The organism is Vibrio sp. T20 (assembly GCF_007858795.1).
Classification (GTDB): Bacteria; Pseudomonadota; Gammaproteobacteria; order Enterobacterales; family Vibrionaceae; genus Vibrio; species Vibrio satsumensis.
In genome coordinates, this window is record NZ_VFEB01000183.1 from 39,088 (window position 1) to 54,013 (window position 14,926).

The window sequence follows — 14,926 nt, forward strand, 5'->3', positions numbered from 1 at the left end:
CTTCCGCTTGATTGCGAAAGAAATAAATTTGGGAATTATGCGTGGGAATTAAAGCACATAAAACAGCGACTGTAGATAAAAAACTGGTTGTACCTATTTTCTGGCACTATCTTACGCACTAAACCGTAATATTTTTTGAACCTAAGTCTCACATTTAGTTCAAATTGTCCGGCAAAAATAGAGGACCAATTGGCTCTCGTGGTAGCTCAAAATGTTCAGGATAATCAACATCCACAAGATACAAACCTTCCGCTTTTGCAGTTGCGCCGGCTACTTTTCGATCTTTAGCTTCTAAAAGCCACTGGATCCACTCTGGTTTCTGCTCACCTTTACCTACGGCAATAAGGCTACCAGTAATATTCCTCACCATGTGGTGAACAAACGCATTCGCTTTAATATCAATCACAATGTAGTGTCCATGACGAGTCACGTTCAAGTGAATCATGTTTCTCCATGGGCTACGGGATTGACAATGTGTTGCCCTGAACGAAGTGAAATCATTCTCACCAAGTAAGTACTGACCCGCTTCGTGCATTTTTTTCTCATCAAGATGGCCATGATAATGGCTCACGCCTGAATTCAAAATACCAGGGCGAAGTGCATGGTTAAAGATAATGTAGCGATAACGGCGGGCAGTTGCTGAGAAGCGAGCATGAAAATCCTCATTCACTTCTGTCGCCCAACGAACCGCAATATCTTTTGGCATGTTGGCATTCGCGCCCATTGTCCATGCCACCATTTTACGATCGACATTAGTTTCAAAGTGAACGACTTGTCCCGTACCGTGAACACCGGCATCTGTACGACCTGCGCACATAACTTCTACAGGGTGATTCGCGACAACTGAAAGAGCCTTTTCCAATTCTTCTTGGACACTTTTCACGTCTCGTTGGCGCTGCCAACCAAAGTAGTGGGTACCGTTATATTCAATACCTAAAGCAATTTTCATGTTCTTGTTCTCTTTGAAAATGGGCGAGAAGTATATACGGAAATCAGTGCTAGCCCAAATAGGATGGGGCTAAAACTTCAATAAACAATCAGCATCGACCTAGGCGATGCTTTTGGGAAAGCAAATCAAACAATAGCGCTCTGTATCATCTAAAAATAAAGGGTAGCCAACGCTACCCTTTATGATTTGTTAATTTATCGACCGTTTAACGAATCGATAAGATTTTTTGCCTCTCGACGAATATCATCGCTGCCGTCAACGATTGCCTCTTCTAGAAGCTTAATTGCCCCATGCGAGTCACTCATCTCGATGTAGATTTTAGCCAAATCAAGCTTACCCGCAGCTTCTGCATTACTGTCGACATCATAATTGCCAATATCACCGATAACATCAGGGAATTCGTTGAGACCAACATCCAGTTTAAGCTCTTCATCGTCTGGATTAGTGACTTCTTCACCTTCTCGCTCGACTTGAGCCATCAGTTCATCAATCGTCATGTATTGCTTATCACGACTGCTGCCTGATTCGGTTAGGTTGTCTTGTTGAGCCCAATTCTCTTCTTTGATCTTCGGTTCAGCTTGCTGTTCAGCCGACGCCCAAATCTCTTGTTGGTCGTCAGGCACATCATGATGCATGCTCGATTGTTGCTCTGGCGCTAGGTTAAAGCCTTTCCAGTCTTCGCCACCAACTTCAAGCATGGCATCAATATCTAGCCCTGCACTATCAATCGATGTTGCATCCAATGGCTTATTAAACATGTTGTCGACAGAGTCTTGAACATCTTCAGAAAGCAGCTCAGCTAATGCTGTCTCATCAAAGCCTTCTAGTGGTTCGTCTTGAACCGCAGTAGGCGTTGAGTTTAGCTCAGAAGCTGTGCTCAGTGATTCTTCTGGCTGTGTAAAACCAGCCAACTCAGAGTCTTGTGGATTCGAGAAATCTTCAGCCTGACTGAAGCTTTGTGGGTTCGCGAACAAATCATGCAACGCATCTTGCTCTTCGCCTTGTGGGCTGAAAGAAGTCAGTGGTGTTGGTTTCTCTGCAAACGCGTCTGAGATGGCTTCATCTTCACCGTATTCTGGTAAATCAAGCTCATCGAACTCTACGTCTTCATCTTCTGCTACTGGCTCAGCACTGCTTTGCTCAATATCATCTAAAACAGAGTCCGCTTTTGCGCTTTCTTCATCGTACTCTGGAAGATCAAGGTCATTGAACTCGAACTTCTCTGTACCATCAGATAGGTCTTGTTCTAATTGAGCTTCATCCGGCTCACTCACCACTTCAGCTAATGCATCTTCTTCACCGAATTCTGGCAACTCAAAATCATCAAACGAGAACTCTTCTTCACTTTCTGGTTTAGCAGTTTCAGCCTTTAGTGCAGCATCTAGTTGAGGCTCAGCGGTTGGTTGTGATTCAACACTTGGTTGAGAATCAATAGCAGGCGTTATTGGTTCTGGTGTTGATTCAGCATCAGCTTCTGCTAGTGCGTCTTCTTCACCGAACTCTGGTAGCTCAAAGTCATCAAACGAGAACTCTTCGTCGTCTTGACCCTGAGCGTCAGTTCGAGGTTCAACATCTAATTGAGGCTCAACAGCAGGCATTACTGGTTCTGGTGTTGATTCAGCATCAGCTTCCGCTAGTGCGTCTTCTTCACTAAACTCTGGCAACTCAAAGTCATCGAACGAGAACTCATCTACGCTTTCTTGTTTCGCTATTTCTGATTGTGGCGCAGCATCAGCTTCCGCTTGTGGTGTAGCTTCAACTTGCGGTTCAGCGTCTAACTGAGGTTCAACAACAGGTGTTACTGGTTCTGGTGTTACATCAGTTTCTGCTAATACTTCTGGTGCAGACGTATCGTCTTCAATCAGCCAATCATCGTCTTGCGGCACACCAAATTCATTCGGAATGATCTCTGGCATATTTGCAGCACGAGCTGGCTCTGGCAAGGATTCAACAACATCTTCAAATTGTTCACTACCTTGGATTTTCGGTTCAAAGTCAAAATCAGAAGCTACGTCCGCAGGCGACTCTACATCGTCGATCGCTTCAGCTAACCAGTCTTCAACCGTCTCTTCTTCATATTCAGAGATATCATTTAAAGATGATGGTGAAGCTTGCTCTTCAAAACTAGCAGCAATGTCTTCGCGCTGCTCTTGTACGTCGGCTTCTTTCAGTTCTGATTCTAGTGACGCAGTTTCTTCTTGAACTCGCTCTTCAAAAGCTGGTTTGTCAAAATCAGAATTCTCAGATAACAGCGAGTCGATATCCAGTTCGTCATCTTCAACCGATGATGCAGTTTCGTCCGCTGATGCTTGGTTGCTGTCTGAAAGAGACGCTTGCTCTGGTTCAACCGTATTTTCAATTGAGGGTTCAACAGGCTCTTCTGTCGCTTGCAGCGAATCATTGTCATCAGAAGTCATTAACTCATCAATCAACGCTTCGTCTGTTGTTTCTAGCGAGTCATCAAGCAAAGCATCCGTTGCCGGTGCGACACCGAACAAGTCATCGATAAAGTCATCACGATTGAAGTTTTCATCATTTTCTGGCTTAACGTCAGCACTTTCTTGGATCAGTTCCGAATCTAGCGATTCATCACGAACGATTTCAGGTTGTGTTATTTCACTAATGTCCGACGCTTGCTCAGGCTCAACGTCAGATGTTTCTGAGGTTAACGGAGTAAGAGCAACGTCTGAGTCCTTTTCCGGCTCCTCGTTGACGTTGTTAAAACCAAAGGCTGCATCTAGCTCTTTATCAAACGCCTTCTCTTCAGACTCAAGCTCATCTTCAATGCCACTTGTCAGTAAGTCATCAAACGGGTCTAAAGATTCTGATTCTTGTACATCCGCTGAAAGCTCATCACCTGACAATTCACTATCAAGAAAATCATCCAGTAAGTCGGTACTTTCGGCATCAAGTTCGAAATCATCATCGTCAGAATCGCCTATCAATTCATCCAAGGTTTCCGTGCTGTCTTCTGCGATGTTTAGATCATCATCCGTCGATAAACCAGAAAGCTCTTCAAGTTCAGATAGGGAGTCAAAACCTAAAGGCTCACTTTCAGACTCTACACCCGATTCGTCTTCCAACATTTCATCAAGGAGGTCTGTCGAGTTACTTAGATCAACGTCATCCCCTGCCAATTGCTCATCAAGCAGGTCAACGCTATCTTGAGGTTCTTCATCTACGATTGGCTTATCGAACTGAGATAGAATGTTCTCGATATCATCATCAGACGCCAAACCACTGTTTAAGTTAGTGGCAATCTCATCGTCGCTATCGAGGTTAAAAGGATCATTCGCTTGATCGTTCTGAGCGGCAACCTGAGCAAAGATATCGTCAATATCATCTTCTACGCTAGAAGCCGAAGGTTGAGGGGATTGCTGTTCCGAGATAAGAGCTTCGATATCAAATTCGTCGTTGCTTACATTCTCAGGAGCAGTATCAGTCTGTTGCTCTGAGATAAGCGCATCAATGTCAAAATCATCACTTGCTGGTGTTTCAGTGTTAGACGGCGAATCACTTTGCTCTTCAGAAATCAACGCATCAATGTCGAAGCTGTCGTCATCTTCATCATCAAGAGCAAACAGATCATCTAACAGAGACTGGTCTAGCTCGTTGGAACCTAGATCTTCAGTTTCACCCTCTTGAGATAACAAGGCTTCAATGTCATCAGCAGACATTGCGTTATCATCAGAAAGGTCAAAGTCAACATCATCACTATCGAGTGCGCTTTCCGCTGTTTTGTCTAGCGCGCGCTCCATCTCTTCAAGACCAAGCGCTTTGTCTTCGCTATTAACACTGATACCGTTGCTGCTGTCTAAATCTAGATCGTCGAAGTTAGTATCTAAATCACCATTTTCACCAATGCTGGCAAACGGGTCATCGTCTTCACCATCCAGATTGAAATCAAGATCAGATTCATCTAAACCAGCAAATACATCGTCTTCTTCAACCAGTGCTTGGTCGTCAAACAACTTGTTGGCATCATCTTCTGAGCCAAACAAGTCATCGTCTAAAGAGAGTTCGTTCAGGTCGTCCATTTCATCGCCCAATGCAATAGGCGCAACGCTGCTTGGTTGTGGCTGAATAGGTTGATCTTGAGTGATTTGCTGTTGCTCAGCATTTTTAGAGCGACGGCCTAACAGCATCACAATGATCAAACCAAGTAGCAAACCTGGAATAATCGCAAGAGCCGCCACTAACCAACCATTCGATAACAGTTCGTCCAGTGCACTTGGTGCCATTTTTTCAATTTCGGCGTTCTTTCTGCGCTCTTCATCAAGCAGCTTTTCCACTTCGCTACGAATGCGATCTTCATCACTGAGCTCTGTTTTTAACTCATCGACTTCCGATTGAACATTCGACAACATCAAACGAAGCTGATGGTTCTTCTCTTCAAGTGACAGTAGTTCAGTTTCTGAAAGCTCTAGCTGCTTCTCAAGCTTATTCATCTCTTTCGCTGGAGATGATGGAACAAGCGAGGCAGGTTTCTTAACGTCTTCAGTTGAGCTGGCTTGTTTTGTAGGCGTGGTAGTTTTTGAGCCAGTATTCGATTGATTTGAGGTTTGAACTGCTTTTGGCTTTGAAGCTGCAGGCTTGGTCACTGGCGCATCAAGCTTAGCAAGATGTGAGTTCATGATGTTGATAGCTTGCTGCGTCGAACTTGCACGTGTTTGATCTAAAGAAGGCACACGTAAATTACTGGCAGGCAGCAGGCTATGGATATTCTGGTTTTCAAACGCTTGTGGGTTTAAGCGATAAATAGCCAACAGGGTTTGTTGGACTGACACGGAGTTATCAGGGCGTAACTTTGAAGCAATAGACCACAATGTTTCTGAGCCGCGAGTTGGACCATAGAAACGTGAAGGCTCAGCGCTATTCGATTGCGCTCTTTGAAGAGGTTCTGAAAACGTAGGCGCTGATTGTATCTGACCATTAGGTCCTACAACTCGAATGGAATCTGCACGAACAACGGAAATCTGAGTCGCAATGATAAAGGCAAAAGGCATTAACCACGGCTTGAAAATTTGAAACATAAAAGGCTCAGCTAGGTGCTTAAATTCGGAAAAGTGATGATCTATTAAATATATCGGATAAATGACGTAAAACTATAGAGATGAAAACAAAAAATGTGTTGCAGCAACAATATTCGCAGCAATTTCACACAATTTGACTAACAATATTTTTAATCGATTAAAAAAGCCCCACTAAAGAGTGAGGCTTGTTTATCAAAGCAATAAAGCTTAGAAGTAATCGCGAATCAGAACTTCAGCGATTTGAACTGCGTTTGTTGCTGCGCCTTTACGAACGTTATCAGCTACAACCCACATGTTCACGCCGCTGTGATGGCTGATGTCGTTACGAATACGACCAACCATTACGTGGTCTTTACCACCTGCATCACGAACTTGAGTTGGGAAGTCTAGCGCTTGGAATACTTCAACACCTTCTGTGTTCTCTAGAAGCTGAACCACTTGTTCTGCACCGATTGGCGCGCGAGTTTCAATGTGCAGAGATTCTGCGTGACCATAGAATACTGGTACGCGAACACAAGTCGGGTTCACTGTGATTGAAGAGTCAGCAAAGATTTTTTGAGTTTCCCAAACCATCTTCATCTCTTCACGCGTGTAGCCGTTCTCTGTAAATTCATCGATTTGAGGAATACAGTTAAACGCGATCTGCTGTGAGAACGCTGAATTTTCAGCTGGCATACCATTAAGAAGCTTAGCCGTTTGACCCGCTAGCTCATCGATACCAGGCTTACCTGCACCAGACACAGATTGGTAAGTTGAAACGTTAATACGCTCAAGGCCCACTTCATCGTGAATTGGTTTCAGAGCGACTACCATTTGGATAGTCGAGCAGTTAGGGTTCGCGATGATGTTACGGTTACGGAACTCAGCAATTGCTTCAGGGTTCACCTCAGGCACAACCAGAGGAACATCGTATTCGTAACGGAAACGTGATGTATTATCGATAACAACAACACCTTCATCAGCTGCAATTGGAGCCCAGCGCTCCGAAAGCTCGCTACCTGCAGAGAAAAACGCAATATGTACTTGAGACCAATCGAAGTCTTCTACGTTTTGTACTTGTATTGTTTTGCCGTTAAAACGGGAAGTTTTGCCTTCACTACGTTCACTTGCTAGTAAGTGCATTTCACCGACAGGGAATTTACGCTCTTTAAGTACTTCAAGAATGGTTTCACCAACCGCACCAGTCGCACCTAAAATAGCAATATTAAATTCTTGGCTCATTGTTTCTCTCTTTTATAAAGTTGGCTTTACCATAAAACCGAGTTTAGATAACGGCGTCAAATTACAAGATTCGTCGCCCGTTAACTCGACTGCACTGTACTCTCTACGGTCCCAATATTCTTTACGCATCTTGTCAAAAGAACCCGGCGTAGCGATATTGCGACGGAATAAGGCGTCGTCTTTGCGCACATCATAGATCAACTGAGTCAAATTGTGCAGTGTTGCTTCATCCCAAGCTCTATCTAATTTCATTTGAGGTACAGGCGCTGTCGGCAATAAGTCACTTGCATACGCACGCTGTTCAGTACCTAAAAACTCACAATAACTGTTGAAGATCATCGTCGTACCACGCGCTTTACCCTCTAAACCGTAGCCCGCTACGTGAGGAGTTGCAAAAGCGAGTAACGGAAGAAGCTCGAAGTCGACTTCAGGTTCAAATTCAAACACATCCAGAACCGCAGTGAAACCGTCGGCTTTTTGCAGGCGAGCTTTTAGCGCTTGGTTATCAACCACAGGACCGCGAGCTGCATTAATCAGGATTTGATCAGCACGTAAGTTGTTCAGCACTTGCTCATTGATCAAGTGATGCGTTGGAAACTCACCTGTCTTGGTGATGGGTGTATGCAATGTAATAACGTCTGATTGCTCAAGCAGAGTCTCTAGCTCAGTAAATTCGCGAGTATCACCCTCTTGCTGTTTTAGAGGATCGTTCAGCAGAACTTTAATACCAATGCCTTCTAGGCACTTAGCTAAGTAACTGCCCACTTGACCACAGCCGATAATACCAACCGTTTTATCAAAAACAGAGAAGCCTTGTTGCTGCGCAAGCACCATCATCGCACTGAACGCGTACTCAGCAACACCCACCTTGTTACAGCCAGGCGCCGCAGTAAAGAAAATGCCACGCTCTTTCATCAATTTTTGGTCAACATGGTCCATACCAGCCGTCGCAGTACCGACAAACTTCAGCTTATTGGCTTTGCTGATCAGCGCTTCATTGACCTTAGTCACCGAGCGAATCATCAGAGCATCTACGTCAACAAGATCGTCAGCGGTTAGCGTTCGACCGGACTTCATTGTCACTTCACCTAGCTGGCTAAAAAGCGCTTCAGCATAAGGCATATTTTCATCGATTAAGATTTTCATTTGGCGAGTACTTTTGTTGGGGTCTATCGACCTAAATGTGAATTGAAATGATTGTGCAAAATTCCACACACGGTGTCGAGTAGCAAATGGAATACATTATGAATAAAGGGCTGAATCGCCGAGTCTGCGCAAACAACAGACATAAGAGTCCACGCAAAAAAATCAAAAGGCTAAAACGAAAAATGCCCGATTGAATAAACAATCGGGCAAACATCCAGAACAAAAGGATCCTATCTCGCTCTCCAGGAGACAGAGTCTTGCGTCTGTTCAACCAGTACTAACCAAGGTCAGCACTGGTCAAGCTCTGGAAACCTTTCAATTTCTAAAACCAGATTTAAAAACTATGTTTAAAAAACACGTTTACAAACCTACGTCTAAAAACTTTGTTCTGATGGTCATTATTACTGGGTGACCTGTGCGTGTTGAATTGGCACTAGCGCAACCCTTTAACGATTAACCTTGTCTCTCTAACTCAAGCCTAAGTTAAGCTTGGTATTTTTTGATTACTAGCGTTGCGTTCGTACCGCCAAAACCAAAGCTGTTAGACATAACCGTTGTTAGCTCTTGCTCACGAGCTTCAGTTACGATGTCTAGGCCAGCAGCAGCTTCGTCTAGGTTAGAAACGTTAATGCTTGGAGCAATAAAGCCATTGTCTAGCATTAGCGTTGAGTAAATTGCTTCGTGTACACCAGCAGCACCTAGAGCGTGACCTGTCATCGCTTTCGTTGCGGAAATTGCTGGGCTGTTGCCACCAAATACTTCTTGGATAGCACCTAGCTCTTTCACGTCGCCAACTGGAGTTGAAGTACCGTGAGTGTTCACGTAGTCAACGCCATCGACGTTTTGCATTGCCATCTTCATACAACGAACCGCACCTTCACCAGAAGGAGCAACCATGTCGTAGCCATCTGAAGTTGCTCCGTAACCTACGATCTCGCCGTAAATTTTCGCGCCACGAGCAACAGCGTGCTCAAGCTCTTCGATAACTAGCATGCCGCCGCCACCAGAGATAACGAAACCATCACGGTCTGCATCGTAGGTACGAGAAGCCAGTTCTGGTGTGTCGTTGTACTTAGTAGAAAGTGCGCCCATTGCGTCGAACATCATAGTCAGAGACCAATCCAGTTCTTCACCGCCACCAGCGAATACAACGTCTTGCTTACCAAGTTGGATAAGCTCCATTGCGTGACCAATACAGTGTGCAGATGTCGCACATGCAGAGCTCATAGAGTAGTTCACACCACGGATTTTGAAAGGAGTTGCTAGACAAGCAGAAACAGTAGAAGCCATTGTACGTGGCACCATATATGGACCAACGCGCTTCACGCCTTTCTCACGAATGATGTCTACCGCGTTTACTTGGTTTAGAGATGAAGCACCACCAGAACCCGCAACGATACCCGTGCGGTCATTAGATACTTGATCTTCAGTTAAACCAGAATCAGCAATTGCTTGCTCCATTGAAAGATAAGCGAATGCCGCTGCATCACCCATAAAGCGCATCTTTTTGCGATCAATATGGTCAGCAGGGTTCATTTTTAGGTTACCCCAAACTTGAGAGCGCAAGCCATTTTCCTTGAACTGCTCTGAAGCGGTAATACCAGATTTACCCTCTTTCAGTGATGCTAAAACTTCTTCGACGTTGTTACCGATACTTGAAACAATACCCATACCGGTGATTACGACTCGTTTCATGTGACATTCCTATAATTCTAAATTCAGCTAGATGATAACTAAGAAGCCTAACAAAAGTGGTCAGCTTTCCTAGAAATTCGTACAATCCCTACCAACATATCGCTTCAAATCACAAAATGATAGATTTTATGACTTCAATTACTAATGCAGAGCTGGAATGGAATGAGTCTGGTACACCAGTTTCAGACCAATTTGACGACGTTTACTTCTCTAATGTTAACGGTTTAGAAGAAACTCGCTACGTTTTTTTAAAGCAAAACCACCTTCCAGAGCGTTGGCTTGAACATAAACAACGCCGTTTTGTGATTGCCGAAACCGGCTTTGGCACAGGTTTGAACTTTCTTGCAGTTTGGCAATGGTTCGATGCTTTTATTAAAGATAACCCACAAGCGATGACCAAAGAGTTACATTTCATCAGTTTTGAAAAATATCCTTTAAATAAAGAGGATCTCATCAAAGCACATCAATCATGGCCAGAATTGGCAGAGTATGCGACGCAACTCCAAGAACACTACCCTATAGCCCTACCTGAATGTCACCGTATTGTGCTGGGTGATGGCGCGATCACGCTTGATTTATGGTTTGGTGATATTAAAGATTGTATGCCAAATGTGCCTACCCCACGTGAAGGTTTAGTTGATGCTTGGTTCTTAGACGGTTTTGCTCCAAGCAAGAACCCAGAGATGTGGAATCAAAACCTATTCAACGGCATGGCCAAGCTGGCTAAACAAGATTGTAGTTGCGCCACTTTCACCGCCGCTGGCTTTGTGCGTCGCGGTTTAATTGAAGCTGGCTTTGAGATGAAGAAGGTTAAAGGATTTGGTACTAAGCGCGAAATGATTGCCGGTCGACTTGGCGAGAAGCATGTTCACACCAACATCAAACCTTGGTATGGCCTCGCTCAACACAGAGAATCACAGGACATTGCGATTATTGGTGGTGGCGTAGCCAGTGCTGCATTAGCCAAAACACTAAGCCGTCGTGGTAAAAACATCACCCTTTATTGTGAACACCCACAAGCTGCGGGCAATGCCTCAGGTAACAACCAAGGTGCGATTTACCCGTTGTTAAGTGAAGCAACCTCGAACGTGTCTCGCATATTTGGCCCAGGGTTACTGTTTGCTCGTCAATTTATTAATCAAGCGGCGCAGTCTGTCCAATTTGATCACAGCTGGTGCGGCGTAAACATTTTGATGTGGGACGAAGGCTCCACTAAAAAGCTCAACCGCATGTTGGAAGGCAACTTTCACACAGACCTGATTCAGCGTTTAACGCCAGACCAAGCCAACGAAGAGATTGGCTTACCGGTCGATAAAGAGAGTGTTTACTTTCCACTGGGTGGCTGGTTGAGCCCTCTTCAACTTACTCAAGGTTTGATTGGCAAGTTAGAAGAGAGCAACCAAGTGAGCGCACAATATCAACATCAAGTGACTCAACTTGAGTGGCTCGAAGCTGAACAACAATGGTTGTTGACGATTGAAGCACCACAAGGTGAGATTCAAACCAAGCACGACCAAGTAGTTGTCGCGAACGGACACAAGTTCACTCAGTTTGAACAAACTCAGCCAGTTCCACTGACTCCGGTTAAAGGCCAAGTAAGCCATATTCCGACCACGGAAAATCTCAGCCAGCTAAAAACCGTGTTGTGCTTTGATGGCTACTTAACGCCACAAAACCCAAACAATGGACACCACTGTATTGGTGCGAACTACGACAAGACCAATATCGACCAAGAATTTGATATTGAGGTTCAGCAGCACAATGGCGAGCGCCTGCATGGGTCGCTACCAGACCAAGCATGGACAAAAGATGTCGACACCAGTGACAACCTAGCGCGCCAAGGGATTCGAAGCGTAAGCCGTGACCACTTACCCTTTGTCGGCAATGTCGGCAATTTCGAATCAATCAAAGAGCAATACCAAGACCTGCACAACTTCAACCCTCAGCGTGACTCGGTTGAGGATGTTGAAACGGTAACAAGCTTCCCTAACCTATACTGTTTTATCGGTTTAGGTTCGCGAGGGCTAAGCTCAGCTCCATTACTGGCAGAGGTTTTAGCGTCACAAATTTGTGGCGATCCACTGCCTTTACCTGTCGATGTACTAGAAGCCATCCACCCAAGCAGAATGTGGGTGCGTAGACTGCGTAAAGGCAAGGCACTAACGGCTGGATGGGTTGCTGACAAGCATTCAAAAACAAACCAGTAGTTTCTAGTTCAACTATTCTGAACATCTAAAACATCTGAATATTGGAAATACCTGAAACTAAAAGCTAAAAAGCCCGAGCGACGTTATGTCCCTCGGGCTTTTTGTTAATCGTGTTGTTTTAAAACGATTTTTTAAACTGCTCGGTGTTTACAGCTTAGCAACCGCGTCTTTGATCTGCTGAGCAATCTCTTCGTTGCTGATAGAGCCAGACTCAAAATCAAAGTTATCGTAGAAACTTGGAACTGAAACTGACGCTTTTACGTTACCGCCAAAGTATGGTGCTGAACCTGTTGCTGCGCCTAGTACAGTTTGTGCGCCGCCTGGCCCAGGTGAAGTCGCTAGGTAAACCGCAGGCTTCTCGCCAAACACAGAGCGATCAATGCGTGTCGCCCAATCAAATAGGTTTTTGTACGCGGCTGGGTAGTGGCCGTTGTGCTCAGCAAAAGAGATAACAAACGCATCCGCTTCGGCTAGATCACGCAAGAATGCTTGCGCACCTTCTGCTTGGCCGATCTCTTTTTCAGTGTCTTCACTGAACATAGGAACGTTGTAATCGTTGATGTTTAGAACTTTAACTTCAGCACCTTCAATCAAGTTAGCTGCGTAAGTTGCTAGAGTTTTGTTGATAGAGGTAGAGCTTGTGCTTGCGCCAAATGCGATAACTTTCATGATGTGACCTTTTCTGTAATTCCGTTAAGTGGGATTAGAATAACGTAGTCAGAGAATGGAACCATCACAAGGATTGAACGGACTCATTCAAAAATTTCGAATGAGTCTCAAACTATTCACGGCTCAGCAAAATGAAAAGGAAGGGACTGAGCGGATAATGATAAACAACCAGCGATTAAGCTTGGTTTTGCAGTTCAACCCAAAGGTCATTCACGATGGTACGGTCTGCAGGCGTGAGTTCAGAGCGAGCGTCGTCTAGGCTCTTTTCAATGCGAGCTTTTACTTCAGCCACATCTTCAATGCCTTCTTCTTCACATGAAGCCACAGAAAGAGAAATATGACCACGTAAGTAACCACCAGCAAACAGTTCATCGTCTGATGCGTTTTCAATGCGAGCATCAATTACTTCAAGTAGTTTTTCTTCAAATTCGATAATCATAATATTCTCTTATTTCACAATAAATTGGCTAGTGCATAAAGGTTCTACATCGTAGAAGCTGCGTAATGCTTCAGAGAGCATTTTCACGCGAGGCGGAAGACCAGCTTCAAAGATACCCATGACTTCGCTGTGTACTTTATTCATAAAGGCCAAACGATCTGGCTCAAAATCGCCGTGTAGATTGTCACAGCTGACATTAAAAGGAAAGCCCGCACTCATCGCAATGATCCATTCATACGCTTGTGGGCGAATTTCTACTTTTTCAAACTCAGCTTGAACCGCTTCTGTTCGACCATCAGGCTCATACCAATAGCCAAAATCTTCCAACAAACGACGTTCTGGGCCAGCGACACACCAGTGTGCGATTTCGTGAAGTGCAGACGCATAAAAACCGCGAGCAAATACGATACGGTGGTGAGAAACCTGTTCATCGGCTGGCAGGTAAATAGGCTCGTCTGCACCCAGTTCGATCTTGGTATTGTAGCTCTCGAAAAAGGTTTGATTGAAAATATCGATGATGTCTGAGTATTGGTGCGTCATAAAATCAAATTTAAGTAAAAAGAACTGGGGCATTTTGCGTTTTTTTAAGCGTTCGGTAAAGCCCTATAACGGGCAATGGCATTAGGTTGACCCCAATATTTTACCGTGACAATCGATTGCTGATCCCAGATTACACTACTTTGAGGTGAATGATTAGTTTAGCTAATCTGAAATGCCGATTCACGGTACAAATATTCATTCGTCAATCAGTGTTTTTACTACTACACTCGCGCTTCATTTTTATATCCCTAAGGCCTATAAGACTCCAATTTATAGACCTATATTATAGAGCTACAGCAATGCTACTAAGTGTTTTGTATATCATTGGCATCACGGCAGAAGCCATGACCGGCGCTCTCAGTGCTGGCAAACAAAAAATGGATTGGTTTGGTGTAATGTTGGTTGCGAGTGCAACGGCAATTGGCGGTGGCACAGTACGCGATATCTTACTCGGCCATTACCCTTTAGGTTGGGTTGAAAACCCGCAGTATCTGGCAATCACCTGTATCGCGGGTGTTATTACAACGGGGCTGGCTAAGTGGGTAATCAAGCTAAAAGGCTTATTCATTCGTTTAGATGCTCTAGGGCTTATCGTGTTCAGTATCATTGGTACTAAAGTCGCGATGACCATGGGTCTACACCCAATGATCTGCATGGTGTCTGCGCTAGTCACCGGGGTCTTTGGTGGTTTGCTGCGCGACCTTATCTGTCGTCAAACACCATTGGTATTGCATGAAGAGCTGTATGCGTCTGTCGCACTGGTCGCCTCAGGTTTATACCTAGGTTTGCTTGAACTTGGCATTAACGACGTAACCGCGACGATTGTTACGCTTGTGGTTGGTTACTTGCTGCGCATGGCGGCCGTGCGATTCAAGTGGCGTTTACCTTCGTTCCAGCTTGATCCTGAAAGCTCGGTACACTAAGCGCTTACTCTTACGAAAACACGTAATGCACTAACTATAAAAAGGGGCTGTCTCATAACGAGACAGCCCCTTTTAGTATCTATAACTTCAGTATTGAAGAACAT

Annotated in this window: 10 protein-coding genes; 2 read left to right on the plus strand and 8 right to left on the minus strand. The window is 44.6% G+C overall.

Features of this window, described 5'->3' with window-relative positions; all coding sequences use genetic code 11:
- Positions 1-154 precede the first annotated feature (154 nt).
- From truA to fabB, 5 genes are all read right to left on the minus strand, one after another.
- The gene (truA, locus tag FTW16_RS20270) at positions 155-949 is read right to left on the minus strand and encodes a tRNA pseudouridine(38-40) synthase TruA (protein ID WP_004734161.1); all 795 of its coding nucleotides are present in this window, start codon (positions 947-949) and stop codon (positions 155-157) included.
- 194 nt (positions 950-1,143) lie between these two features.
- Entirely contained in the window at positions 1,144-5,982 is a 4,839-nt protein-coding gene (locus FTW16_RS20275; protein ID WP_146492284.1) for a FimV/HubP family polar landmark protein, read from the minus strand.
- A 207-nt stretch (positions 5,983-6,189) separates the two neighbouring features.
- A complete protein-coding gene (locus FTW16_RS20280) occupies positions 6,190-7,203 on the minus strand; it encodes an aspartate-semialdehyde dehydrogenase (protein ID WP_017062350.1) in 1,014 nt (337 codons plus the stop codon).
- A gap of 12 nt (positions 7,204-7,215) precedes the next feature.
- Positions 7,216-8,349: a 4-phosphoerythronate dehydrogenase gene (locus FTW16_RS20285; protein ID WP_146492285.1), complete on the minus strand. Its 1,134-nt coding sequence runs from the start codon at positions 8,347-8,349 to the stop codon at positions 7,216-7,218.
- Positions 8,350-8,832: 483 nt separating this feature from the next.
- Positions 8,833-10,044: a beta-ketoacyl-ACP synthase I gene (gene fabB / locus FTW16_RS20295; RefSeq protein ID WP_048660829.1), complete on the minus strand. Its 1,212-nt coding sequence runs from the start codon at positions 10,042-10,044 to the stop codon at positions 8,833-8,835.
- A 128-nt stretch (positions 10,045-10,172) separates the two neighbouring features.
- On the opposite strand from fabB, the gene mnmC reads away from it, so the two are divergent.
- Entirely contained in the window at positions 10,173-12,251 is a 2,079-nt protein-coding gene (gene mnmC / locus FTW16_RS20300) for a bifunctional tRNA (5-methylaminomethyl-2-thiouridine)(34)-methyltransferase MnmD/FAD-dependent 5-carboxymethylaminomethyl-2-thiouridine(34) oxidoreductase MnmC (protein ID WP_222433367.1), read from the plus strand.
- Between the two features lie 147 nt (positions 12,252-12,398).
- On the opposite strand, the gene FTW16_RS20305 is transcribed toward mnmC, so the two are convergent.
- The 3 genes from FTW16_RS20305 to FTW16_RS20315 form a co-directional block, all read right to left on the minus strand.
- Entirely contained in the window at positions 12,399-12,920 is a 522-nt protein-coding gene (locus FTW16_RS20305; RefSeq protein WP_146492288.1) for an NADPH-dependent FMN reductase, read from the minus strand.
- A 175-nt stretch (positions 12,921-13,095) separates the two neighbouring features.
- Complete coding sequence (locus FTW16_RS20310; protein WP_017632537.1) at positions 13,096-13,359, minus strand: YfcL family protein; 264 nt, start codon at positions 13,357-13,359, stop codon at positions 13,096-13,098.
- Positions 13,360-13,368: 9 nt separating this feature from the next.
- Complete coding sequence (locus FTW16_RS20315; protein WP_146492289.1) at positions 13,369-13,899, minus strand: elongation factor P hydroxylase; 531 nt, start codon at positions 13,897-13,899, stop codon at positions 13,369-13,371.
- A gap of 299 nt (positions 13,900-14,198) precedes the next feature.
- Between FTW16_RS20315 and FTW16_RS20320 the strand changes: the two genes are divergently transcribed.
- On the plus strand, positions 14,199-14,822 hold the full coding sequence (locus tag FTW16_RS20320; protein WP_004734183.1) for a trimeric intracellular cation channel family protein: 624 nt from the start codon (positions 14,199-14,201) through the stop codon (positions 14,820-14,822).
- Positions 14,823-14,926 lie beyond the last annotated feature (104 nt).

Excerpts from the sequence above, each read along its gene's own strand:
- truA (WP_004734161.1), bottom strand. The coding sequence starts at position 949 with ATGAAAATTGCTTTAGGTATTGAATATAACGGTACCCACTACTTTGGT.
- FTW16_RS20275 (WP_146492284.1), bottom strand. The coding sequence starts at position 5,982 with ATGTTTCAAATTTTCAAGCCGTGGTTAATGCCTTTTGCCTTTATCATT.
- FTW16_RS20280 (WP_017062350.1), bottom strand. The coding sequence starts at position 7,203 with ATGAGCCAAGAATTTAATATTGCTATTTTAGGTGCGACTGGTGCGGTT.
- FTW16_RS20285 (WP_146492285.1), bottom strand. The coding sequence starts at position 8,349 with ATGAAAATCTTAATCGATGAAAATATGCCTTATGCTGAAGCGCTTTTT.
- fabB (WP_048660829.1), bottom strand. The coding sequence starts at position 10,044 with ATGAAACGAGTCGTAATCACCGGTATGGGTATTGTTTCAAGTATCGGT.
- mnmC (WP_222433367.1), top strand. The coding sequence starts at position 10,173 with ATGACTTCAATTACTAATGCAGAGCTGGAATGGAATGAGTCTGGTACA.
- FTW16_RS20305 (WP_146492288.1), bottom strand. The coding sequence starts at position 12,920 with ATGAAAGTTATCGCATTTGGCGCAAGCACAAGCTCTACCTCTATCAAC.
- FTW16_RS20310 (WP_017632537.1), bottom strand. The coding sequence starts at position 13,359 with ATGATTATCGAATTTGAAGAAAAACTACTTGAAGTAATTGATGCTCGC.
- FTW16_RS20315 (WP_146492289.1), bottom strand. The coding sequence starts at position 13,899 with ATGACGCACCAATACTCAGACATCATCGATATTTTCAATCAAACCTTT.
- FTW16_RS20320 (WP_004734183.1), top strand. The coding sequence starts at position 14,199 with ATGCTACTAAGTGTTTTGTATATCATTGGCATCACGGCAGAAGCCATG.